This window comes from Rugamonas sp., assembly GCF_025354735.1.
In the GTDB taxonomy this organism is placed as follows: domain Bacteria; phylum Pseudomonadota; class Gammaproteobacteria; order Burkholderiales; family Burkholderiaceae_D; genus Rugamonas.
Genome location: NZ_JANXMI010000264.1, coordinates 1 through 23,238 on the forward strand (window position 1 = coordinate 1; position 23,238 = coordinate 23,238).

The following is a 23,238-nucleotide window of genomic DNA, read 5'->3' on the forward strand; positions in this document are numbered from 1 at the left end:
CGGCGCTGGCGCTGGCGACGCTGGCGGCGGGCGGCGGCGCTTTTTTGGGCGCGGCCGGCGCGCTGGTCGCGCCCAGCGCGCCGGCGCACAGCAGCATGGCCACGGCCAGCCGGCGGCGGCCGGCGGCCAGGGGGAGTCGGCGGGCGGCGCGCATCACAGCGCCACCAGCTGGCGCAGCTGTCGGTAGACGCGGTCGCGCTCGGAATAGAGGCTGGCGTCGTCGTAGATGGCGGCTTTGTAGAGCAGCAGCGTCACCTGGTCCAGGCCGCTTTTCTCCAGCGCGGCCAGCTGTTGTTCGACGTCGCGCCGTTCGGCGCCGTCGAGCAGCGTGAACTCGCCGTGATAGCTGGCCGCGCGCGTGACGAGCACCCAGCGGTAATCGCCGCCCGCGCCGCCCGGCATGACGTCGAGTTCGGGCGGCGGCGCAGCCGTGTCGGCCAGCACGGCGTGGTCGCGTTCGAGCCGGAAGGAACGGATCTGTTCCGCCGCGACGGCGCGGAAATCGAAATGGATGCCGGCCGGGCCGGGCAGCACGCTGCCGTTCGGCAATCCTTCCGGCGCCAGGTTGTCGAGCCGGCGGCCTCCGGTCTGGCGGTTCGACAGCAGGCCGGCCCAGACCACCCGCAGCGACTTCGGACTGAGCCCCGGCACCAGTTTGCAGGGATCGGTCGCGCGCAGCGCCTTGGCGGCCGCGACGGTCTGGGCGCTGCGTTCGCTTTGCGGCAAGGGCAGCACTTCGCACTCGGGCGCGGCGTGCGCCAGCGGAGTCAGTTGCGCCAGCAGCAGTGTCAGCGCCGGCAGCAGCGGGATGGTTTTGAGCATGGTGTCCTCCTTGGGATGTGGCGATCAGGGATGCAATATCAAAAACAGCGCAATACCGAGCGCGGCCACGGACGTCTTCCAGCGCAAGGTCCACACCAGCACATCGACGGCGTAGCGGCCGCGCGACGCCGTCCACGGCCGCGTGAGCGCGGGCGTGCGCGCGCTGCGGGCCCGGCGGTGGAATCCGGTCCGGCACCGACGTTTGAACAGCACCAGCAGTCGCCTGACCTTGCGCAGCAAGCCCAGCACCAGCAGCAGGAACAGCGCGCCATTGAGTCCCAGGAAGGCGCTGCTGACGACGCCCGCGCCGCCGTGCCAGCACTGGTCGCCAGCGACGCCCAGCGCGGCGCCGGCGACGCCGACCGCCAGCGCGGCCGACCACGCATTCCATGCGGGGCGTCGTGGGCGCGCCGTTTCGTGCCCGGCATGCCGGGCCGCTTGCCCGCCGTGTTTTGCCGCGTGTTCATGCGCGGCCCCGTGTTCGTGCTCGCGCTCATGGAAGGCGTCGATCGGGCCGCGCATGAAACCGTCGACCAGCATGCTCAGGCCGATCAGCACGGGCACGATCAGGATGCCGTGCGCGAACAGCACCACGGCCAGCTGGAAGTATAAATACAGCATCAGCAAAAAATACGCCACGAAGCCCAGCACGACCAGCGTCGAACCTTCCCTGCGCCAGCGGTTCTTGCTCAGGCTGAAATCCAGATACTGCTTCCAGAAGAATCCTATGCCGAGCGAGAACACGAAGGCGGTGAACAGGTCGAGCCCAAAGCCGAGCAGGCGCGACGGCTCGCGTACCGGATGGGCTTGCGACCACGCGATGGCGGCGTGGATGGCCACGCCGGGCAAGGGTCCCATCGACGTGAGGAAGCTATCCTCCTTGCCGCCACCGTAGTCGCCGCCGAAATAGACGTCGCGACTACCCCAGTGGTCCACGCTGGCCAGCGCCGGATGCTCGAGCGCCAGCGCCGAGGCCGCGCCGGCGAATCCGGCAAAGTCGATCGCCAGCGGCTCGCCGTCGGCGCCGTCGTAGGGTTCGGCGCCGCGCCGCAGCCAGCGCTCGGCGCCGCCGGCCTGCCGCAGGTCGGCGCACAGGTGGGAGCGGCCGCGCTGGCCCACGGCGTCGGCCAGGCCGTCCGATGCCGGCCGGTAATCGATGACGACGCCCAGCGACAAGTTCAGGCCGCCGTCGCCGAAGGTGACGCCGCGCCGGCAGCGGTCCAGCATCCAGTCGGCCTTGCGTTGCAGCAGAGCGTCCGAGGCGACGCGGAATGGCGCCAGCAACACCAGCCGGGCGGCGCTGCGGTCGAGCACGCCATCGAGCTGGGCGCGGCAGGCCGGCGCGTCTTCCCGCAAGCCGGGCGAGAGGTCGAAGTCGACGCTCAGCGTGCGCGGGCCGAGGTCCAGGATGCGTTGCAAGTCTTCGGCCATGCGGCAGCGGTCGAGCGGCGACCGCTCCAGATAGCGCTGCTGCCAGCTGGCCTCGCTCAAGTACAGCACGACCGGTCCCTGCGATGGCGCCACGGCCGGCAGCGACGGCGCCAGCGCCAGGTTGGACACGGCCAGCAGCGACAGTTTGGTGAAGATATCGAGCAAGCCCAGCTGAACCGCCAGCGCGGCCAGCGCGGCGGAAAAGCAGCTGGAAGGCAAATCGAACAGGAATTTTTTCGCGACCGCCCGCGTCAGCCGGGAAAGGGGACGCCAGAACGCAGCCGTGACCATGCCGCGGCGTTCAGCGTGGGAAAACGATGGCGGCCGGGCGCGGCGCGCGGCGTGGGGCGGCGGACGTAAACTGATGCATATTGATACTTATCAAAATTAATACTCAAATATATCATAAAAATTGAGTAATAATTCCAATTGCACCAAGAAATGCCGCCACTTACGGGCTTGGGCTATCGGCGGCGACGATTTCCTGTGGGATCACTTCCAAGCGTATTTCTTCGTCGGAAAATAGCATACGTTTGTGTAACTCGTCATCCACCATGAGCACGCTGTCGCTATCGATGAACAGCGCAAAATAAACGGGGATATCAAAATCGGAGCGATATTGCTCGCGCAGGATATCGACTTGTTCAGGCGCGAATTGGCGGCCGCGTATGGCTTTGACCTCCACAATAAAGGTCTCTTCCCGCTTATCTTGGTCTTTACCAACCGCCAGAATATCGGCTCTGAATTGATCGCGATAGGGTACGTCCTTGGAGGTGACGTATCCTTTTCTCACCAGTGCGAGGGAGACCAGCGATGTCGCAAATTTCTCAGGACTGTTCATCATTTCCCTCCCTCCCCTTCTGAGAAGCATACGCTTGCCGCGTCAAATGCGATTGGAATATTTTCGCCTCCGATAGAAAGTAAGCGTGAACCTCGTCATAAATCCGCATACGCGTCGCTTTGTCCGCGAGAGAGAAAATGGGCGGAACGACAGCAACGCCGCCCTTCAGCGTTTCATCGATCGCAATGGCGAAGATTCTTTCGGCATCGTCGTCGCCGGACTCCACCGCCACCAGATATACCGGCACCTTGCGTGCCCGCGCATTCCTGACCTCTTCGGCGGTAAACGTCGCGGGGATGCCCGCACCCGGCGCTCCTATCGTCGCCGTCGTCTTCACCTGAAGAAAAAAGAACGGTCCATATTCCGAACCGTTATCATCCAACAGATTCACCATGAAATCCAGAAGCTGCGCTTTTTCGCCCAGGAACGTGACGGAGAATCGATAGACTTTATCAATTCTCCGGCGAAATAGCAGGGAGACGACGTCTTCCCCTAAATTGCCAAGGTGATTGGTAGTGCTCACATTTTCCTCAGGAAGACGAATAAGGTACTACGGCCAAGATATGCCATTGCACATCCGTACGCTCCTGCGGCGATGACGCCGCGCCAGGGCGCCTCACTCCGGCTTGCGGACCTGCCTTACCACATCAAATCGTCGGGAATCTGGAAGGCGGCGTACGGATCGTCCTCGTCGACTTCGGCGCTGGCCTTGTTCACCCGCACCACGATGCTCGCGTCGCGCTCGGCGATCTTGTCGGCGATGATGCGCGGCACCAGTTCAAACGCGCCGCCCAGGCCGACGATTACCAGACGGCCGGCCACCAGATGGCCCTGCACCGCCGCCGACACATAGAGCCGCTCGATTTTCTTGTTGAAGGTGAAGTTGTAGGCGATGTCGCCATTGCCCTTGCCCTGGCGGTTCTGCTGCACCATCTGGGCGATTTGCGCCACGATGGCTTTCTGGGCGGCGGCCGCGTCGCGCTGGGCGTTGAGCTCGCGTGCCCGCTCGGCGTTCTTGCGCTGCGTCTCCTGCGCCGCCAGGCGCGCCTCGTCGACGCTCTGCGTGCCGGTGCGGCGCTCGACCTTCTTTTGCTTGCTCTTGTCCTGGTTGGCCAGTTTGGCCTTGGTTTTGTCGACCAGGCCGGCCTTTAAAAACTGCTCTTGCAACGAGACCATGTCTGCTACTCCGTAATGATGGCCCGCCGGCGCGCGCCGGTGGAAAGCCGCTAGCATAACAAACTATCGGCGCCGCCGGCCGCGATGGGGCCGCACGGCCGCGCACAAACGCTGTGTTAATCGGCGCACAGCCAGCCGCCGCGCCGCTGCCCATACTGGCATCTCAACCTCAGGGGAGCGCGCCATGCCGGAAGGACCATCGATCGTCATCCTGCGCGAGCAGACGGCCGGCTTCGTCGGCAAGACCATCGCCCACGCCGGCGGCAGCGCCAAGGACGTCGACATGGCGGCGCTGGCGGGACAGCCGGTGCTGGCCATGCGCAGCTGGGGCAAGCATTTCCTGATCCAGACGCCGGCGGCGGCGCTGCGCATTCACCTGCTGATGTTCGGCAGCTACCGCATCAACGCGCGCAAGGACGCGGTCCCGCGACTGAGCCTGCGCTTCGACGACGATGGCGGCGAACTCAATTTCTACACCTGCTCCGTCAAGCAGCTGGCGCCGGACCTGGAGCGCCAGTACGACTGGCGCGTCGACATCATGTCCGACCAGTGGGACGCGGCGCTGGCGCTGAAAAAACTGCGGGCGCTGCCGGACACGCTGGCCTGCGACGCCCTGCTCGACCAGACCATCTTCGCCGGCGTCGGCAACATCATCAAGAACGAAGTGCTGTTCCGCATCCGTCTGCACCCGCTGGCGCGCCTCGGCGACCTGCCGCCGCGCAAGCTGCGCGAACTGGTGGAGCAGGCGCGCGTCTACGCCGGCGAATTTTTGGAGTGGAAGCTAGCCGGCACGCTCAAGGCGCACTGGCTGGCGCACACCAAGAGCGGCTGCCCGCGCTGCCACATCCCCTTCCACAGGGCGCAGCTGGGCAAGACCCAGCGCCGCAGTTTTTTCTGCACCCGCTGCCAGAAACAATATCCGACGGCGCGCGAGGCGGCGCCGGACTTGCTGACGCCCCTGGCGATCACACCAGCCCGGTCAGATAATAAATCGCGATCACAAAGAACACCGCCAGCGTCTTGATGACGGTGACGGCGAAAATCTCGCGGTACGATTCGCGGTGCGTCAGGCCGGTGACGGCCAGCAGCGTGATGACGGCGCCGTTGTGCGGCAGGGTATCCATGCCGCCGCTGGCCATGGCCACCACGCGGTGCAACACCTCGAGCGGAATCTGGGCCGCCTGGGCGCCCTTGATGAAGCTGTCCGACATGGCCGCCAGCGCGATGCTCATGCCGCCCGAGGCCGAGCCGGTGATGCCGGCCAGCGCGCTGACGGACACGGCCGCGTTGACCAGCGGATTGGGCACGCTGCGCAGCGCGTCGCTGACGACGACGAAGCCCGGCAGCGCCGCGATGACGCCGCCGAAGCCGTATTCGGACGCCGTGTTCATCGCCGCCAGCAGCGCGCCGCCGACGGCGACCTTGGTGCCGGCCGCGAAGTTCGCGCGCACCCGGCCCAGCGCCGTCAGCCCGACGAAGACGACGCCGACCAGCAGCGCGCCCTCCACCGCCCAGATGCCCACCAGCGCCTTGACGGCCGTGGTGATGGGCGCGTGCAGGCCGGGCAGCGCGTCGCTGGTCAGCGCATAGCTGTCGCCATACCAACCGGGGATGAGCTTGGTGAGCGCGAAGTTGACGACGCCCACCAGCACCAGCGGCGCCACCGCCAGCAAGGGATGGGGCAAGGCGCCGGCGCCGGCATCGACGCGCCCGGCGTCGGACTCGACCGCGCCGCCGTAACCCTCGCCCTTGGCCATGGCCGCGCGGCGGCGCCATTCCAGATAGCTGAGGCCGACGATGACAACGAACAGCGAACCCAGCGTTCCCAGCCACGGCGCGGCCCAGCCGGTGGTCTTGAAGAAGGTGGTGGGGATGATGTTCTGGATTTGCGGCGTGCCCGGCAGCGCGTCCATCGTGAACGAAAACGCGCCGAGCGCGATGGCGCCCGGCATCAGGCGTTTCGGGATGCCGCTTTGGCGGTACAGCTCGGCGGCGAAGGGGTAGACGGCGAACACGACGACGAACAGCGACACGCCGCCATAGGTCAGCAAGGCGCACACGGCGACGATGACGGCATTGGCGCGCGACTTGCCGATGTAGCGGATCGCGGCCACGACGATGGATTCGGAAAAGCCGGACAGCTCGATCAGCTTGCCGAACACGGCGCCGAGCAGGAACACGGGGAAATACAGCTTGATGAAGCCGACCATCTTTTCCATGAAGATGCCGCTGAACACGGGCGCGACGGCGCCCGGATCGGTCAGCAGCACGGCGCCGAGGGCGGCGATGGGGGCGAACAAAATCACGCTGTAACCGCGATAGGCGGCCAGCATCAGGAACGCCAGCGCGGCCAGGACTACGATAAAGGACATACGATCTCCGTTGACGATTTGTTTTTATTGGTCGCGGCGACGGCTCGAAAGCCGGCGCCGCGCGCCATTACATCACAACTTCGCCGGAGCTGGCGTCGGGTCCGCGCAAGGCTGGACCCGGAACTCAGGGCTGACCGTGCGCGGCGGCCGGCGCGGTGGTCGCGTGCACGGGCTCGGTCATGAAGACCTGGCCGCCCAGATACGAGACATACAGCCGGCTCTGGCTCATCGCCAGCAGCACGTGGTGGGTTTGCAGGAAGTCGCGGCCCAGCAGCATCTGCGCGCCCTCGCGGCCGAACCATTGCGCCTTGTGGATTTCGCCGAAACGGATGCGGGGATGGCTGATCGTTTCGCCGCCGATGGCGAAGCTGTCGAACGGGGCGCTCCAGATTTGCGTCTTGTCACCCTTGAGCCCGGTCAGCTTGCCGACCGGCAGCACACCATCCGACGCCGGCGTGATGCCGAGGCCTTCGGCGGTCGCCAGGTCGATGATGCTGGTGGCGAGGCCGGAGGAAATCATGGCCCGCACTTTTTGGCCGTTCAGCTCGACCTCGAACATCTGGCGCTGGTCCTTGAGCGACACGCTGTGCATCGGAATGTCGATGGCCTTGTCGTCCCAGTAGGCCAGGCCCTTGTCCTGGCAGCCTTCGGCGCGGAAGAACTTCATTTGCTTGTCGGCCAGCGACAGGTCGAGGTCGGCCTGCGACAGGAAGTCGGCGCCGATGATGGCGCCGTAACTGGCGTTCGGGTGGCCGTCGACGACGGTCACATATTCGTTGTCGACGCGGGCCGGACCGACGGCGATCTCATGCACCTTCGCCTGCCACGTGTTGGCGGTGCCGGACATGCCGCTCATGCGCATGCGCTGGGGCGACATGGCCAGGCCCTGGCGGTCGGCTTCGGCCTTGACGACATAAGTCAGCTGCGCGCCGGTGCTGAACAACATCTTGACCGGCTTGTCGTTGATGGTTCCCACCATCATCGGCGCCGCGCCGTTGCCGGGCTGCTCCAGCGGCAGCGCGGCCAGTTCCGTGTAGCGGCATTGCGCCCGCGCGGCGTGCATCACACACATCGCTGCGCCGGCCAGCGCCAGCGCGCCGGCGTATTGCTGGATCAATTTGCGGCGATAAGTAGTCACTTGACCATTTCCCATAATTAATTAATTAATAATTATAGACATAAGCCCGGCGCGCCGTCCGTATCGGAATGTATCGACCCGTCTTCAAGCCCCGGACCGGGCCAGCAAAGCATCGAGCTGGCCTTGCCGGTCCAGCGCCAGCAAGTCGTCGTAGCCGCCGATGTGGCGTTCGCCGATGAAGATTTGCGGCACCGTGCGGCGGCCGCTGCGGCTCATCATTTCGCCGAGCTGGGCGCGGTCGCTGCCGACGTCGATTTCGGCCGGCGTCACGCCCTTGGCCGCCAGCAGCCGCTTGGCCATCATGCAATACATGCAGCTGCCGGTGCTGTACAGGGTGATGCCATGGGCGGGTAGATGGGACATGATATTTCCTCTCGATTATTAAGCCGACGGGCAACAAGCGCCGCCGTCATGCACCCAGTATAGGGCGAGGCCAATGATGATTTAATGTTGAAACCGCCCGATATTTTGCTCATTCGTCTCAATCGTCGCACCGGCCCGACCGAGGTTGGGCTTCCGGTGTCGCACGCGGCGGGAATTTGATGCAAAAAAAGCACGCAATGCCGGCAAACAAATGCATACTAGCAAGCACGACCGGACGCGGAGACTGCAATGAAATTGACTGTCGCACAAAAGCTGGCGTCCATGGCCCTGGCCGCTTTGCTGGGCATCGTCCTGCTCGCCGGCCTGAGCCGATATCAGATGGAAGACGTCTACGACGCCGCCAGCTACTCCACCGTGAACACCGTGCCCAGCCTGGTGGTGCTGGACCGCCTGCGCGACGCCGTGCTGCGCCTGCGCATCCGCGTCGGCATGCATGTGCTCAACACCGACAGCGCCCAGATGGCGCCCATCGACGCCACCATCGTCGACTCGCGCGCGGAAATCGCCGACGGCTTCAAGAAATACGCCGAGCTGCTGTCGGACGACAGGGACAAGGCCTTGTTGCAGGCCGAGCAGGCCGCGTGGGACAAGCTCGGCCCCGAAGTCGAGGCCATCCTGGTCGAATCGCGCGCCAACCGCAACGACAAAGCCCGTTTGATGCTGGACCAGGCCAAGTCCGACGTCAACGCCCTGACCGGCGCCATCGACGCCCAGTTCGCCTACAACATCGAGCTCGGCAAAAAAGGCTCGGACGCGGCCGTCGCCACCAAGCGCCACGCCATGACGCAGTCCATCGTCATCGCCGCCGCCACGCTGCTGGTGCTGATCGTCATCAGCGTGCTGATCGCGCGCAATCTGCTGCGCCAACTGGGCGGCGAACCCGACTACGCGGCCGATATCGTCGACAAGGTCGCCACCGGCGACCTCAACGTCACCGTGAGGCTGCGGCCCGGCGACCGCCGCAGCCTGCTGTACGCCATGCACACCATGGTCGAAAACCTGCAACGCGTGGTGCGCGAGGTGAACAACGGCGCCGAGGCGCTGGCCGGCGCGTCCGAAGAAGTGAGCGCCACGGCGCAGGCGCTGGCCCAGGGCGCCAGCGAACAGGCCGCCGCCGCCGAGGAATCCAGCGCCGCCATCGAGCAGATGGCGGCCTCGATATCGCAGAACACGGAAAACGCCAAGGTCACCGACGGCATGGCCGGCAAGTCTTCGCAGCAGGCGGCCGAGGGCGGCGCCGCCGTGCGCTCGACGGTGGCGGCGATGCGCGACATCGCCAAGAAGATAGGCATCATCGACGACATCGCCTATCAAACCAATTTGCTGGCGCTGAACGCGGCCATCGAGGCGGCGCGGGCCGGCGAGCACGGCAAGGGCTTCGCCGTCGTCGCCGCCGAGGTGCGCAAGCTGGCCGAGCGCAGCCAGGTGGCGGCCCAGGAAATCGAACAAGTCGCCAGCAGCAGCGTCGGCCTGGCCGAACAGGCCGGCGCCCTGCTCGACACCATGCTGCCCAACATCAAGCGCACCTCCGACCTGGTGCAGGAAATCACGGCCGCGTCGGAAGAGCAGTCGACCGGCGCCGGCCAGATCAACATGGCCATGAGCCAGCTGAGCCAGACCACCCAGCAAAACGCCTCCAGCTCCGAACAGCTGGCCGCGACCGCCGAAGAAATGAGCGGCCAGGCCGAACAGCTGCAATCGGTGATGGCCTTCTTCAAGCTGCACTGAGCGACGGCCCTGCGCCGCCCACGGAACCGAGCCCATGGCCGCCGCCACGCGCCTCACCCCAGCGGCACCGGACGCGGCCGACGACCTGGCGCACTGGCGCGCGCAGATTTTCGCGCGCCTGCTGCTGGCGGTGCTGGCGCTCGGCACCGTCACCGCCGTCCCCAGCATCGTGCTGGAAATGGCCGAACACCTGTGGTCGGTGGCGGCGATGGATGTCGTCGCCATGGCCTGGCTGTGCGCGATCCGCTTCAGCCGCCTGAGCTACCGCAGCCGCATGCTGAACTTCCTCGGCGTGACCTTCCTGGTCGGCGTGGGCCTGATGGTCAAGATCGGCCCCGCCACCCAGATCTACCTGATGGCGATCCCGGTGCTGGCGGCGCTGCTGCTGGGCTTGTGGCCGGCGCTGGCGACGCTGGCGCTGACGTCGGCGGCCGTCATGACGATCAACCTGACGGCCAGCGCCAGCCTGCAACCCTACACGGCGGCGCTGACCGACAACGCCGTCTTGACGGCGGCCATCTTCACCATCAACTTCGCCTTCGTCGGCGCCATCCTGACGCTGCCCTGCTCGGTGCTGCTGCGCCACCTGGCGCGCTCGCTGGAACAGCAGCGCCTGACGTCGGCCTCGCTGGCCGCCGGGCGCGACCACCTGCACGCGCTGAACGCCGAGCTGCGCCTGACGTCGGCCGCCGTCGCGCGCCTGAACGACATGGTGCTGATCGCCGAAATCACGGCCGACGAGGACGATGGCGGCGATGCCGACCATGCCGACCATGCCGACCATGCCGGCCAGCGCATCATCTTCGTCAACGACGCCTTCGAGCGCCGCAGCGGCTACAGCCGCGCCGAAGTGCTCGGCCGCGGTCTGCGCCTGCTGCAGGGCCCGGCCACCGACGCCGCCACCCTGGCGCGGCTGGCGCACGCCATGGCGCACGCCGAGGCGGTGCGCGCCGAGCTGCTGAACTACACGCGCGGCGGCGAGCCCTACTGGGTCGAGACCGAGCTGGTGCCGTTCGCCGACGAGGGCGGCAAGCACACGCACTGGGTCGCCGTCGAGCGCGACATCACCCAGCGCAAGCGCGCCGAGGACGACATCCACCGCCTCGCCTTTTACGACGTGCTGACGGCGCTGCCCAACCGCCGCCTGCTGATGGACCGCCTGACCCAGCTGCTGGCCGGCGCCGTGCGCGGCGCCACCTTCAGCGCCGTGCTGTTCGTCGACCTCGACCGCTTCAAGTTCATCAACGACGCCCGCGGCCACGCCACCGGCGACGCCCTGCTCCAGCACGCGGCCGCGCGCCTGGCGCAGCTGGTGCGCAAGGCCGACACCGTGGCCCGCATCGGCGGCGACGAATTCGTCGTGCTGCTGGCCGACGTCGGCCGCGCGGCCGACGGCCTGGTCCACGCCGGCCACGCGGCCCGCCTGGTGGCCGAAAAAATCCGCGACGCGCTGGCGCGCGACTTCGACATCGACGGCCAGCATTACTCCTCCTCGGCCAGCATCGGCGTCACGCTGCTGCCGCGCGGCGGCCAGAGCGCGGCCGACCTGCTGCGCGAAGCCGACACCGCCATGTACCGCGCCAAGGCGGGCGGACGCAACGGCGTGGTCTTCTTCGAGGCGGCGATGCAGGCCGACGTCGAACGGCGTCTGACGATGGAAAACGAGCTGGCGCAGGCGCTGGCCCACGGCGCGCTGGAAATGCACTACCAGCCCCAGGTCGACCGCCACGGCCGCGTCGCCGGCGCCGAACTGCTGATGCGCTGGCGCCGCGCCGACGGCAGCATGGTGCCGCCGGCGCAATTCATCCCGGTGGCCGAGGAGTCGGGCCTGATCGTGGCGCTGAGACTGTGGGCGCTGCGCCAGGCCTGCGCCGCCGTGCTGCGACTGGCCGAGGCCGGCCACCGCATCGCGCTGTCGGTGAACGTCAGCCCCAGCCAGTTCCGCCAGCCCGACTTCGTGGCCCAGGTGCGCGCCGCGCTGCGCGACAGCGGCGCCCCGGCCCAACAACTGATATTCGAAGTGACGGAGGGCCTGCTGGTCGACAAGCTCGACGACACGGTCGCGCGCATGGGCGAGCTGGCCGCGCTCGGCATCCGTTTTTCCATCGACGATTTCGGCACCGGCTATTCCAGCCTGGCCTATCTGAAGAAGATGCCGCTGTACGAGCTGAAGATAGACCGCGGCTTCATCCAGGGCACGCCGGCCGACGCCGACGGCACGGCCATCGTGCAAGCCATCCTGGCGATGGCGCGCCACCTGCGCCTGCGGGTGGTGGCCGAGGGCGTCGAGACGCGGGCCCAGGCCGACTTCCTGATCGGCGCCGATTGCGACTGCCTGCAAGGCTATCTGTACGCGCGGCCCGACACGCTGGACCAGCTGCTGCGCTACCTCGACGGCGTTACTGCATCACGCTGACATGTTTGCCGCTGACCGAGCGCTGCGACGGATTGCCGTACACGGTGATGTGGCCGGAGCCGCTGGTTTCGGCCACCAGCGTCTGCCCGACGCCGGCCGAAATGCTGCCCGAGCCATAGGTGGCCAGGTCGGCGCCGTCGCTGCGCAAGGCCATCAGGTCGGCGCTGCCGGAACCGTGCAGGCGCACGTTGAGCATGTGCGTGCTGCCGCTGGCGCGCACGCCGCCGGAACCGTGCACCTCCAGGTTGAGGATGTCGCCGCGCATCTGGCCCAGATCGAGCTTGCCGGAACCGTGCAGCGCGGCTGTGGTGCTGCCGCTGTCGAGGCCGGCCGCGCTGACGCTGCCCGAACCGTTGACGCTGACATCGAACCGGCCGACCACGCCCGACAATTCGGTCGAGCGCGAACCGTTCTGGCTCAGCGTCAGCGCGCCGCCATTGAGGCCGCTGACGGTGAGCTGGCCGGCGCCGGACGAATCGATGCGGTTCAGCTGCGGCGTCGTGTAGACCACGTGGACCGGATTGCTGCCGCGGATGCGGCCGTCGATCCAGATGCGCAGGCGGTTGCCGCTGGTGTCGGTTTTCACCATGGGCAGCAGATTGCTGTCGGCGTCGAGTTGCAGCGACGGCGCCGGACCGACCCGCACCTCGACCTGCAAGGGACCGTTGACGTCCAGGCCCGTGACGGCGGCCACCGGGCGCTGCTCGACCTGGCGCAGGCCGTTGCCGCTCACGCCGGCGCTGTCGAAGGAGGTTTCGTAGTGGACGCCGTCGCCATCCGGCACGACGATGACGGCGCAGCCGCCGAGGGCGAACAGGCTGGCGGCAGTGGCGAGGATGAATGGAGCGCGCATACGATTTTTCCCGGGAGTGAGTGAATCGGGCTACTGTAGCGGGGTCGCCCGCGCCGCGCCGGCGCGATGCGACGGACGGCGCGAAACGTGGCATGAACTGCATTATCGGATCGCCAAGGGCATCCCGGCGCCGGCGCAAATGCGCTAGCATGCGCTATCGACCACCTTGCCCGATTGCCCGCCATGACCGACGCCGCCGCCCCCAGCATCACCGCCACCGACAGCCTAATCGAACTGCGCGAACGCATCCGCCGCTTTTCCAGCGAGCGCGATTGGCAGCAATTCCACACCCCGAAAAACCTGGCGATGGCGTTGTCGGTCGAAGTGGCCGAACTGGCCGAGCATTTCCAGTGGCTCAACACCGGCGCCGACGCCGAACTCGATGACGCCAAGCGCACCGGCATCCGCCACGAAATGGCCGACGTGCTGGTCTACCTGATCCAGCTGGCCGACCGCTGCAACGTCGACCTGCGCGCGGCCGTGCTGGAAAAGATGGAACTGAACGCCGTCAAATATCCGGCCGCGCAAGTGCGGGGCGACCCACGCAAATATAACGAATACTGACGACGCGGTCAGACCCCGAAGTGGCGGCGCATCCCACCCCACCGCTTAGCGCGGCGCCACCCCCAGCGCCTTGCGGATCTCGGCCACAACGATGGTCCACGACGGCGACGTCGCCGCCACCTCGTCATAGTGGCTGGCGTTGGGCAGCACGATCACCTCGGCCGCGTCGCCGGCGCCTTGCGCGCGGCGCGCATAATCCTGGCCCGCGCGCAGCGGCGAGATGGTGTCGAACTCGCCGTGGATCAGCACCGTGCGCACGCCGGCCGGCAGCATCTCGGCCGGCGACGTGTCGGAAAACACATCCGGCCGCGCGGCGCTGGCGGCGCCGGTCAGCTGCGCCATATCGCGCTCGCAGCTGGACTTGATGAGCGCCTCCTCGTGGCGCAGGTCGGCCAGTCCGCCCAGGCTGAGCACCACCGGCACCGCCAGCGGATCGGCCACGTACAGAGGACTGGACCGCGGCAGCCGCGCGCGCGAAGCGCCCCACTGGGCCAGGTGGCCGCCGGCCGAATGCCCGACCAGCACCACGCGCCGCGCATCGAGATCGCTGGCCGCCGCCTCGGCGCGCAGCCGGTCCAGCGCCGTCGCCACGTCCTGGTACATGCCGGGATAGCCGCCGTCGGCTTCGTCGACGCGGCGGTACTCGACGTTCCACACCGCGATGCCCTGCTTGACCAGCGCGCCGGCCATGTTGCGCATCTGTTCGATGCCGCCGAAATGCACGGTCCAGCAGCCGCCGTGGATCAGCACCGCGACCGGAAACGGGCCGGCGCCCTGCGGCTTGAACAGCTCGACGAATTGCGACGGCGCCGCGCCGTAGGCGATGTGGCGGTCCGGCGCCGGGCCTTTCAGCGCCAGATAATCCTGCAAGGTCATCGGCGCCGCCGTGGCGGTGACGGCGGCGCCCACGCCGCCGGCGATGGCCGCCGCCAGCAAGGTCTTGCCCATTTTTTTCAGCATGCTAGTCCCATCGCGATTGAATAATTGTGAACGCCATGCTACACGCAATGAAAGGCGCCGTGGCGGGCCAACGGGAACCGGGATCGCGCGCCGCCGCATAGCGCAAAAAAAAAGGCCACGCATCGCTGCGTGGCCCTGGTCGTCAACGCGAACTATTTAGAACTTGTAGTTGGCGCGGGCGTAGTAGTAGCCGCCGTCGATGCCGAACGGCGAGAACGATGGCAGCACCGTGACGGCGCCGTTATCCAATCCGGCGCGCTGCTGCTTCAGGATCTCCGGGTTCATCCCGCTTGGATACTGGTTGAACAGGTTGTTGGCGCCGACGGCCACCGACCACGATTTATTGAACGCGTACGCCACCTCCAGATCGGTGATGCCCTTGCGCGCGATCGTCGTCGTGTAGTACTGGTCGCCCGCTTCGTTGAGCTCCTGCTCGGACGATTTGCCGTAAATCGTTTCGCGCAGGTTGACGGTGAAGGCGCCGTACTTCCACAACGCGCCCAGGTTCAGGCGGTACTTCGGCGACGCCGTTTCCAGGTCGGAGATGGCGGTGGCGTCGAGCAGCGTTTGCGGCTGCAACTGGGTCGGGGCCTGGTTGATCTTGGTGACCTTGACCTGGTTGTAGTTGAACGCGGCCGACCAGTCGACGCGGCCCGCCGTGCCGAAGTTGCTGTTCAAGGTGCTGACGAATTCCACGCCGCGGTTGCGGGTGTCGGCCGCGTTCGAGAAGATGTTGATGCCGGTCTGCGACACGCTCGGATCGAGCACGTTGCCGTTGGCCAGAATCGCCGCCACCACGGCCGGCGAGTTGACGGCGTTGCCGGAACCGTAGACCTGGCCGCTGCCGACGATGCGGTCGCGGATCTTGATCTGGTAGGCGTCCAGCGTCATGGTCACGTCCTTGACCGGCGTGAGCACGAAGCCGACGCTGACGTTGTCCGACCGTTCCGCCTTCAGGCCGTCGATGCCGACCAGTCGCGCGCCGGCCGAATTGGGCGCCAGCTGCACGAAGGCGCTGCGCGGCGACACGTTGGTGGCCGAGTAGAACGATTCGGCCAGCGTCGGCGCGCGGAAGCCGTTGCTGAAGGTGCCGCGGATGGCGAAGTCCGGCGTGAAATCGTAGCGCGTGGTCAGCTTGCCGACCTTGGCGTTGCCGAAATCGCTGAAGTGCTCATAGCGCGCGGCCAGGTCGACCAGCCATTGCTTGGTCGGCGACACGCTGAAGTCCAGATAGGCCGCTTCGTTGGTGCGGCGGTGGCTGCCGGCGTCGGTCAGCGAGAAGCCGGGGAAGGACTGCGAACCCTCCTTGTAGCGCGAGGCGGCGTCGCCGGCGTCGATCTCGTACTTGTCGATGCGGTGCTCGATACCGGCGGCCACGTTCAGCGGCGTGGCGGCGCCGATGTCGTATTCGTGGTTGCCTTCGAGCGTGGTGGTGAGCTGGCTGGCCTGGAATTCGCCGGCCTTGAACACGGTCGGCGTGGCGCCGGTGTCCTGGAACAGCGAGACGTTGCCGGAGTGGTCGACGCCGATCTTGGCCACGTCGCTGCCGTAGGTCGAGCTCAGGTCCATATTCCAGCCGGCCAGCGTGCCCTTGATGCCGAGCGTGAACGAGCCGTCCTGCTCCTTCATGGTTTCCTGCGGCGAGAAGCCGGTCGGATAGATGGCCGGGATCTTCACCGGCAGGCGATAGTTTTCGAACGAGGCGGCGTCCTTCTTGCCGATGGTGCCGAAGGCGTAGAGCTGGGTGCTGTCGTTGATGTCGAGGCCGAAGTTGGCGGCCAGGATGTCGAGGTGGTACTGGGCGTCGCCCGAAATGTGGTTCAGGTTCGGATAGCCGGACGCCTGCAGCAGCGCCGGCTGGGCCGCGACGGTGGCCGTGTCGATGACGCGCGGGTCGATGCCGCCACGATCGCTGAAGCCGTGGTATTTCGATTCGGCGGTGACGCTGAGGAAGGACTTCTCGAACGGCTGGAAGCCGATGTTGGCCGAGGCGTCGGCCGTGTGGCCGCCCTGGTCCGAATAGCCGCCGCCGGTGGTGGTGACGCTGCCGCCGTGGAAATTCGATTTGAGGATGATGTTGATGACGCCGGCGATCGCGTCGGAGCCGTATTGGGCCGCCGCGCCATCCTGCAGCACTTCGATGTGGTCGATGGCGGCGACCGGGATGTAGTTCAAGTCGGCCGCGGCGCCGCCCTGGAACGGTCCGCCCAGCACGGCCAGGTTGGCGGTGCCGTGGCGGCGTTTGCCGTTTACCAGCACCAGCGTGTCGTTGGGGCTGAGGCCGCGCAGGCGGGCCGACAGCGTGTTGTTGGCGGCGTCGCCGCCGATGGCCTGGGCCTGGAACGACGGCAAATTCTGGGCCAGCGCCTGGATCAGGTCCGGCTGGCCGTTGCGCTGCAGCGAGGCGGCGTCTAGCACCTGCACCGGCGAGGCGCTGTTCTCCACTTTCAGGCCGCTGGTGCGGGTGCCGGTCACGATCACGGCGCTGGTCGACAGTTCGGCCGCGGCCACGTCGGCGGCGGGTGCGGCGGGTGCGGCGTCGGCGGCGTAGGCCAGTCCCGATTGCATCAGTGCTAAGGCGGCGACGGCGCCGGATTTCAGTATGGCCTTGTGCATTGTTATCCCCATCAAGTGAAAATTAAAATAAGACCTGGTCAATTAAAAAAACGCTGTGACTTGCTCGATGCCGGTTTTATTTTTTGGCGGCGATCACCTGGATCTCGACCAGCCATCCCGGGCTGCTCAGGCCCGCCACCTGCACCACCGCGCGGGTCGGCAGATTGGGCTGCGCGCCGCCGAAATACTGGGTGTAGGCTTCCATGAAACCCTTGGTGTCGGCGTGGCTGCCCTTGGCCGGATCGCCGACCAGGAACACCTGCATCTCGACCACGTCGCCCATGGCCAGGCCCATGCCGGCCAGGACTTCCTTGATTTTTTTCAGCACGCCCTCGGACTGGGTCCTGGTGTCGCCATAGGCGGCCAGCGACTCCGGCGCGGCGGCCTTGTCGACCACCGGCGGCACCTGGCCGCTGATGAAGTGCAGTGTCGCCGTCGGCGGCACCGACACGGCCAGCGCGATCGGAAAATCGGAGCCCGGAATCTTGTGGCGCACGATTTCCTGCGCGCCGGCGCTGGCGGCCAGCAGCGACAAGGCCGCCGGCACCAGCAGCATCGCGCTGCGTTGGATCAGATTTTTTTTCATGAACTCTCCCGGCTAGTGAACGTTTGTTTGTAGGTCTGGTGTTGTTATATTTTTTATGCGCTGCTTGGGCTGAAGTGGCTAGTGTCGGTTCGATACCTCTCCATTGCTAAAGGGTTCAACACCGAGCGCGCCGCGCAGCGCCAGCACGTCGGCGGCGTTCAGCGGCTCGGCCTTGCTGCCCCAGTTGTTGCGCACAAAACTGAGGACGGTGGCGATATCGCGGTCGTTGAGCGTGTCGCTGAAATCGGGCATGCCGCCGCGCCCCTTGAGCAGCACGGCGGCGACGTCGGCGGCCTTGCCCTGCACGAAGGCGTTGCCGGCCAGCGCGGGGAAGGCGCCCGGTATGCCTTTGCCGCTGGCCTGGTGGCAGGCCGCGCAATTTTTCATGAACAGCGTCTTGCCATCGAGTTCCTGGCCCTGCGCCGGAAGGGTCGCCAGCAGCGCGGCGGCGATGCCGAAGATCAGGCGCCGCATCATGCGCTGGCCCGGGCGTGGATCTTGGCGATCTGCTGCCACGCCGATTCGATGGCGCCGGCCTGCCAGCCGGTGAGGTAGCTCAGGTGCTCGCCGGCCAGCAGCACGCGGCCTTCCCCTTCGATCAAAACCGGATAGGCGCTGGCGCGGTTCTTGTCGTTCCACTCGGCCCAGCCACCCAGGTTGTACTGCACCCGGTGCCAGGCCACGGAAAACGCCGACTCGAACGAGGAGCGGTAGGCCGGGAAGATTTTCTGGCCCGCGTCGAGCGCGAATTCGGCCCGTTCGGCGGGACTGAGCGCGCTGATTTCGATGGCGGTGTTTTGGTAGTGGTAATACCCGAGCAGCACGCCCTTTTTCTTTTGCCATCCGGTCGACGGCAGCGAGATGGTGTTGATGCCCTTGATGTCGGTGAGTACGTGGCCGCCATAGATATGGTCGTCCTCTTCCCAGAACCGGCGCTTCATCTGCAAGCCGATTTTTCCGACCGGCGCATAGGCGACGGCCTTGACGGCCTGCTTGAAGGGATCGGAAAAATCGGTGTCGATATTGCGCAGCACCGACAGCGGAATCGCGCACAGGCAGTAGTCGGCGCTGACGCTGGAGACCTTGCCGGAGATGGTGTCCTTGAAGGTGACGGTGACGCCGCCGGCGCTCTGGCGCAGCGTCTGCACTTCCGAGTGGTAGCGGATATTTTTGCCGACCCGCTTCTCGAAGGCCTTGGCGATTTGGTCCATGCCGCCGACCGGCTGGAACATGGTGTTCTGCATCGGGAAGTCCTGCACCGCGCTGTAGACGTTGCCCAGTTTGGAGGCCAGCAAATCCTTGAAGCCGAGCGGATCGGACAGCGTGCCCGGAGTCAGGCCGGCGCCCGGATTGGTGGTGTAGCCACGGCCGCTGCGGCCCTTGTAGCGCAGGTCGGCGCCGGCCAGCTGGCCTTCGTGCGCCAGGTAGTCGAGCAGCAGGTGCTTGTCGTCGGCCGTCAATTCGTTATCGAGCTGGTTGTTCTTGACCGACTTGGCCAGCAGCTCGGCGACGTTGCCGCGCATGTCGGCCTTGACCTGCGCCGGGCGGATGCGCTGCTTAGACAGCGGGCCGCCGTTTTCGGCGTAGATGATGGAGTTGTCGTTATCGTTGATCATCACTTCCAGCGGCACCTCGAACAGCCGCGTGTAGTGCAGCGTCGACTGGTGGTGGAAGGGGATGCGCCATGGACCGTGGTTGATGTACTGGCCTTCGTCGAACTGGCAGGTCTGCGCGTCGCCGCCCAGCTCCTGCAAACTGAAACCCTTGCGCGCGGTCTGGCAGCGGCCGCCGGCGAAGGAACGCGCTTCGATGATCTGGCAGCTGTAACCGAGCTTGCCCAACTCGAAAGCGGCCGTCATGCCGGCCAGGCCGGCGCCGAGGATGAGGACTTTCTTACCCTTGCCGCTGCCGGTCAGCACCGGCGGCGCGCTGGCGGTCGACTCCATGCCCATGCCCCAGGCGCTCATGGTGTTCATCAGCAGACCCGTGCCGCCGACGGCGGCGGCACGGTACAAGAAGTCCCTGCGGGTGAACGATTTGATGTTCGTACTATCCATCTGCTTCCTCACGTTTTTACCAAAAAACTCTGCGGGACGTCGCGCGGCCCTATGCCTCCTTCTTAGCAATCGGCGTGCCATAAGGTCATGAAAAACGGAGATTTTTTTATGAAAAAATAAACTTGTTTCGGCCATGGATGGCGGCGCGCGGCGCGTCCGGCGCAAAGGAAAAACAATGTTGTATCACCCATGACGGCGCGTTCTTTTCACGCCCGTGCGACGCATCGTCCACGGTCCTTCCCCGTGTTTTCGGCGACGCCGGAAATGCAGCTGACAACAGACTTTATTCGTCGTGAACAGACTATTTTTTTCGCAGCGGCGCGCGGTTTTTTTTGCACGCAGGGCGGCCGCGCGCCGGCGTTTGCGCGGGCGCTGGTCTCATCGCACAGGGGGATTAGCTGCACTGCACCATTGCAATGCATGCACCAATATTTCCACAGTGGTCTGCACGGTGCCGGGCACCGCGCCGTGGAGAGGGGAGGAATCGAGTGGTGGCGTCAACCGGCGGCGCCGGCGACGATCTGCTCGATGTTGAAGGCCAGGCCGGCCGCCGCCTGCACGCCGGCCTGCGCGCGCGTGCGCTGGCGCGCCTGCTGGTGCAAGGCGATTTCGACCGCCGACAAATGACGATGGCCGTCGCTGCGGTCGGTCAGGTGGCAGGCGTGGAACTGCATCGACGTGCTGGCGTCGAGCAGGTAGACCGTATCGAGGTTGGCGGCGTCGAATGCGACCTTGACGTGCCACTGGCCGCGCTGGCGCGCGCGCTCGAACCAGCGCTCGTCGATCGCCCGCGCGCATGTGTAATAACTGTCGTGCAGGCGGATGCCGTCGGCCGTCACGCAGGCCTGGGCCACCGGCAGCAGGCAGCAGCGCAGCAGCTGCTCGGGATAGGTTTTCAGCGCGACGCCGCGATGGTCGGCGCCCCAGTTCCACAGTTCCAGCGGCGTGGCGCCGGCCTCGCGCAGCGTGTGGTGGCGGTTGTAGTACAGCGCGCACTCGATGACGATGCGCGTGAACTGCGCCACATCGAGCACGCCATCGAGCTGGCTGCCACGGCCGCCGTGCTCCGGCGGCAGCAGCGTGAAACGCTTGGCCAGCACGGCCTGCCATTCGGCCGGGCCGTGCTCGCGCAGCTCGGCGCCGATATTGAAGTTATTGAGCAGGACATCGCCGCGCCAGCCCTCGGCCAGCGCGGGATGGACGACCAGCGCCGCCGGCAGGTGGTGGCTGGGCCAGTCCTGCTCCTCGATGGCGCGGCCGAAGCTTTGGCAGTAGCGCAGTTTGCAAGCGCCGGCGTGGGCCAGCGCCTGCAAGGCGTGCGGCCAGCCGGGCGGCTCCAGGCTGACATACAGGCCGGCGATCATGCCGCTGAAAACATCGGTGACCACATAGAGCAGCGGCCGGCCCACCACCTGTGCGCGGTCGGCGCGCGACACCAGCTGCACGTCGGCGCGCACGGCGTCGAGATAGAAGGCGGTGCCGGGGCGGCCCGCTTGCAGCGGCGCCGGCATCGCGGCGGCGCCACCGTCGCCGGCCGCGCCGCCGTGGCCACCATTGCGCACGCCCAGCGCGCGCTGCGACACCGTGGCCGGACGGTCGCTGTCCTGCTCCAGCCAGTAATTGAACTGGCCGAAAGTGGGCAGCGCGGCCGTCTGCGGATTGACCGTCTGCGGCAGCGCGTGGACCACGCGGCCGGTTTCCGGCTCGACGTGGCGCAGGCAGAAAAAGTCGCGGATCATCTGGTCGTAGGCGCCACGGCGCGAAAACTTTTCGTGCATGGCGGCGTAGCGCGCGGCGGCGACGCGGAAGGTCTTGCGGATTTCCTGGTCGACGTTCAGTCCCGGCTCGGCGCCGTCCTTGCGCGGCCGGCCGCGCTTGACGTCGGCCGAGGCGCCGCGCACCTTGCCGGGCGCGCCCGAGTTGCCGTAGTCCGGCAGCAGCGCGTTGGGCGTTTGTCCGCGCTGCCAGTAGCGCCGCAGATAACGGTAGATGGTGGGATGGGACACGCCGTGCAGCTTGATGCACTCGGCCACCAGCTGGCCGCGCCGGCGCGGCTCGTAGATGCCCGGCTCCTGCGCCGTCAATCCCTGCACGATGGCCCAGGCGCGCTCGCGCAGCTGCAAATGCTTCTGCGGCAGCAGCTCCTGGCTGACCAGCACCAGATAAGGGTCGTGCAGCAGCAGGCGCGCCTTGCCGGCTTGCAGATCGTCGAGCAGCGTTTGCAGCGGCACCGGCTCGGCGTCGGCCGCGACGGCGTCGACGTCGAAGATATAGGCGCCGCCGCGCTCGGGATCTATCCACAGTATGCGCACGATGCGCGGCTGCGGATCGGTATATTGAAGCAGATCGTTCCGCAGCAGCATCAGCGCGCTCCGCATCCAGGCCCGCGTACGCGCGACGGCCCCACCATCCTGAATATCATCATTTCACGAGCTCCTGTTAAAACGACGTGTCGTTGAGTGAGCAGACCTGGGCCTGCCCCGATCGGAAATGTGATGGTATATATGCAAATTTCAGGCCAGCAAGACGCGCCGGCCGTTTCTCCTATGAAGACCGACCGCCGCGAGCCGTCTTTTCGGATCGATAAGCTTTATTTGGGTGCAGCGCAACATGGCCCCGCACCGCCAGCGTGCACAGGACAAAACGAAACGGCGGACGAAAAAAAAGACCCGAAGGTCTCTTTGTGATGCATACGCCGGTAACACCGGGTGACGCCCGGGCGGCGCCGAAATGATGCGACGCCACCCCGGGATCAGACCATCAATACGACTTCGGTCCCTTGTGGGCCGGCTTGGACTTGAACTTGTCGCCCTTGGCGGCGCCCGGCGCCGGCTTTTTCGCCGGCGTCGACTTGAACGAGTCCGGCGGCATCTGGTCGGCGTGGCTGATGCGCAGCTGCTGGCCGCCCACCCACACTTTGCCCAGGTGGGCGAAGACGTCTTCCGGCATCCCGGCCGGCAGCTCCAGCATGCTGTAGCTGTCGAAGATCTCGATGCGGCCGATGTGCTTCGCTTCCAGGCCCGCCTCGTTGGCGATGGCGCCGACGATATTGCTCGGCGTGGCCGCGTGGGCGCTGCCCACTTCAATGCGGAAGGCGCTCATCGGCAGCATGGCCTTGCCCGGCTTTTCCTTTTTCTTTTTCGGCGCGTCGTCCGCGTGCGGCGGCGCGGCATGCACGGCGGCGCTCAGCGGCGACGCAGCCGGACCGGCCGGCTTGCGCGGCGCGGCGGCCGGTGCGGCCGGAGCGGCCGATGCGGGGGCGGCAGCGAAAGATGCCGGCGCGGCGGCGCGCGG

The 23,238-nt window shown here is 66.5% G+C and carries 20 protein-coding genes; 4 read left to right on the top strand and 16 right to left on the bottom strand.

Annotated features, from left to right (window positions below; all coding sequences use genetic code 11):
• Positions 1-153 precede the first annotated feature (153 nt).
• The 5 genes from Q0S71_RS21440 to Q0S71_RS21460 all read right to left on the bottom strand — a co-directional run bounded on the left by Q0S71_RS21440 (position 154) and on the right by Q0S71_RS21460 (position 4,270).
• Complete coding sequence (locus tag Q0S71_RS21440) at positions 154-822, bottom strand: hypothetical protein (protein WP_296000171.1); 669 nt, start codon at positions 820-822, stop codon at positions 154-156.
• A 24-nt stretch (positions 823-846) separates the two neighbouring features.
• The gene (locus tag Q0S71_RS21445) at positions 847-2,544 is read right to left on the bottom strand and encodes a hypothetical protein (protein WP_296000172.1); all 1,698 of its coding nucleotides are present in this window, start codon (positions 2,542-2,544) and stop codon (positions 847-849) included.
• A 160-nt stretch (positions 2,545-2,704) separates the two neighbouring features.
• Positions 2,705-3,094 carry a hypothetical protein gene (locus Q0S71_RS21450; RefSeq protein WP_296000174.1) on the bottom strand — a complete coding sequence of 130 codons (390 nt, stop codon included), beginning with the start codon at positions 3,092-3,094 and terminating at the stop codon, positions 2,705-2,707.
• Positions 3,081-3,617 carry a hypothetical protein gene (locus Q0S71_RS21455; RefSeq protein WP_296000175.1) on the bottom strand — a complete coding sequence of 179 codons (537 nt, stop codon included), beginning with the start codon at positions 3,615-3,617 and terminating at the stop codon, positions 3,081-3,083. Before Q0S71_RS21455 ends, Q0S71_RS21450 begins: the two co-directional genes overlap by 14 nt.
• 116 nt (positions 3,618-3,733) lie before the next feature.
• A complete protein-coding gene (locus Q0S71_RS21460; RefSeq protein WP_296000177.1) occupies positions 3,734-4,270 on the bottom strand; it encodes a DUF2058 domain-containing protein in 537 nt (178 codons plus the stop codon).
• Positions 4,271-4,454: 184 nt separating this feature from the next.
• Between Q0S71_RS21460 and Q0S71_RS21465 the strand changes: the two genes are divergently transcribed.
• Positions 4,455-5,294, top strand: a complete 840-nt coding sequence (locus Q0S71_RS21465) for a DNA-formamidopyrimidine glycosylase family protein (protein WP_296000178.1) — start codon at positions 4,455-4,457, stop codon at positions 5,292-5,294.
• On the opposite strand, the gene Q0S71_RS21470 is transcribed toward Q0S71_RS21465, so the two are convergent.
• From Q0S71_RS21470 to grxC, 3 genes are all read right to left on the bottom strand, one after another.
• Positions 5,236-6,642 (bottom strand): GntP family permease, encoded by a 1,407-nt coding sequence (locus Q0S71_RS21470; RefSeq protein ID WP_296000179.1) that lies wholly within the window; start codon positions 6,640-6,642, stop codon positions 5,236-5,238. The two genes, Q0S71_RS21465 and Q0S71_RS21470, sit on opposite strands and share 59 nt — an antisense overlap.
• 124 nt (positions 6,643-6,766) lie before the next feature.
• The gene (locus Q0S71_RS21475) at positions 6,767-7,780 is read right to left on the bottom strand and encodes an aspartyl protease family protein (RefSeq protein WP_296000181.1); all 1,014 of its coding nucleotides are present in this window, start codon (positions 7,778-7,780) and stop codon (positions 6,767-6,769) included.
• An 84-nt stretch (positions 7,781-7,864) separates the two neighbouring features.
• Entirely contained in the window at positions 7,865-8,143 is a 279-nt protein-coding gene (gene grxC, locus Q0S71_RS21480) for a glutaredoxin 3 (protein ID WP_296000182.1), read from the bottom strand.
• A gap of 249 nt (positions 8,144-8,392) precedes the next feature.
• Here grxC and Q0S71_RS21485 point away from each other — a divergent pair, with 249 nt between their 5' ends.
• Both Q0S71_RS21485 and Q0S71_RS21490 read left to right on the top strand, forming a co-directional pair.
• The gene (locus tag Q0S71_RS21485; protein WP_296000183.1) at positions 8,393-9,892 is read left to right on the top strand and encodes a methyl-accepting chemotaxis protein; all 1,500 of its coding nucleotides are present in this window, start codon (positions 8,393-8,395) and stop codon (positions 9,890-9,892) included.
• A gap of 34 nt (positions 9,893-9,926) precedes the next feature.
• Complete coding sequence (locus Q0S71_RS21490) at positions 9,927-12,308, top strand: bifunctional diguanylate cyclase/phosphodiesterase (protein WP_296000184.1); 2,382 nt, start codon at positions 9,927-9,929, stop codon at positions 12,306-12,308.
• Here Q0S71_RS21490 and Q0S71_RS21495 read toward each other — a convergent pair.
• On the bottom strand, positions 12,292-13,161 hold the full coding sequence (locus Q0S71_RS21495; protein ID WP_296000186.1) for a DUF2807 domain-containing protein: 870 nt from the start codon (positions 13,159-13,161) through the stop codon (positions 12,292-12,294). The genes Q0S71_RS21490 and Q0S71_RS21495 overlap by 17 nt on opposite strands.
• Before the next feature lie 183 nt (positions 13,162-13,344).
• On the opposite strand from Q0S71_RS21495, the gene Q0S71_RS21500 reads away from it, so the two are divergent.
• Positions 13,345-13,725 carry a nucleotide pyrophosphohydrolase gene (locus Q0S71_RS21500; protein ID WP_296000187.1) on the top strand — a complete coding sequence of 127 codons (381 nt, stop codon included), beginning with the start codon at positions 13,345-13,347 and terminating at the stop codon, positions 13,723-13,725.
• 45 nt (positions 13,726-13,770) lie between these two features.
• On the opposite strand, the gene Q0S71_RS21505 is transcribed toward Q0S71_RS21500, so the two are convergent.
• The 7 genes from Q0S71_RS21505 to Q0S71_RS21535 form a co-directional block, all read right to left on the bottom strand.
• The gene (locus tag Q0S71_RS21505; protein ID WP_296000189.1) at positions 13,771-14,685 is read right to left on the bottom strand and encodes an alpha/beta hydrolase; all 915 of its coding nucleotides are present in this window, start codon (positions 14,683-14,685) and stop codon (positions 13,771-13,773) included.
• A gap of 156 nt (positions 14,686-14,841) precedes the next feature.
• The gene (locus Q0S71_RS21510) at positions 14,842-17,301 is read right to left on the bottom strand and encodes a TonB-dependent receptor (protein WP_296000191.1); all 2,460 of its coding nucleotides are present in this window, start codon (positions 17,299-17,301) and stop codon (positions 14,842-14,844) included.
• A 76-nt stretch (positions 17,302-17,377) separates the two neighbouring features.
• Positions 17,378-17,887 carry a RidA family protein gene (locus tag Q0S71_RS21515; RefSeq protein ID WP_296000192.1) on the bottom strand — a complete coding sequence of 170 codons (510 nt, stop codon included), beginning with the start codon at positions 17,885-17,887 and terminating at the stop codon, positions 17,378-17,380.
• Positions 17,888-17,965: 78 nt separating this feature from the next.
• Complete coding sequence (locus Q0S71_RS21520) at positions 17,966-18,403, bottom strand: cytochrome c (RefSeq protein WP_296000193.1); 438 nt, start codon at positions 18,401-18,403, stop codon at positions 17,966-17,968.
• Positions 18,361-19,944 (bottom strand): flavin monoamine oxidase family protein, encoded by a 1,584-nt coding sequence (locus tag Q0S71_RS21525; RefSeq protein ID WP_296000195.1) that lies wholly within the window; start codon positions 19,942-19,944, stop codon positions 18,361-18,363. Before Q0S71_RS21525 ends, Q0S71_RS21520 begins: the two co-directional genes overlap by 43 nt.
• A 497-nt stretch (positions 19,945-20,441) precedes the next feature.
• Positions 20,442-22,307: a Mu transposase C-terminal domain-containing protein gene (locus Q0S71_RS21530; RefSeq protein WP_296000199.1), complete on the bottom strand. Its 1,866-nt coding sequence runs from the start codon at positions 22,305-22,307 to the stop codon at positions 20,442-20,444.
• Positions 22,308-22,704: 397 nt separating this feature from the next.
• Positions 22,705-23,238 (bottom strand): DbpA RNA binding domain-containing protein (locus Q0S71_RS21535; RefSeq protein WP_296000202.1); only part of this gene is annotated, 534 nt, incomplete at its 5' end.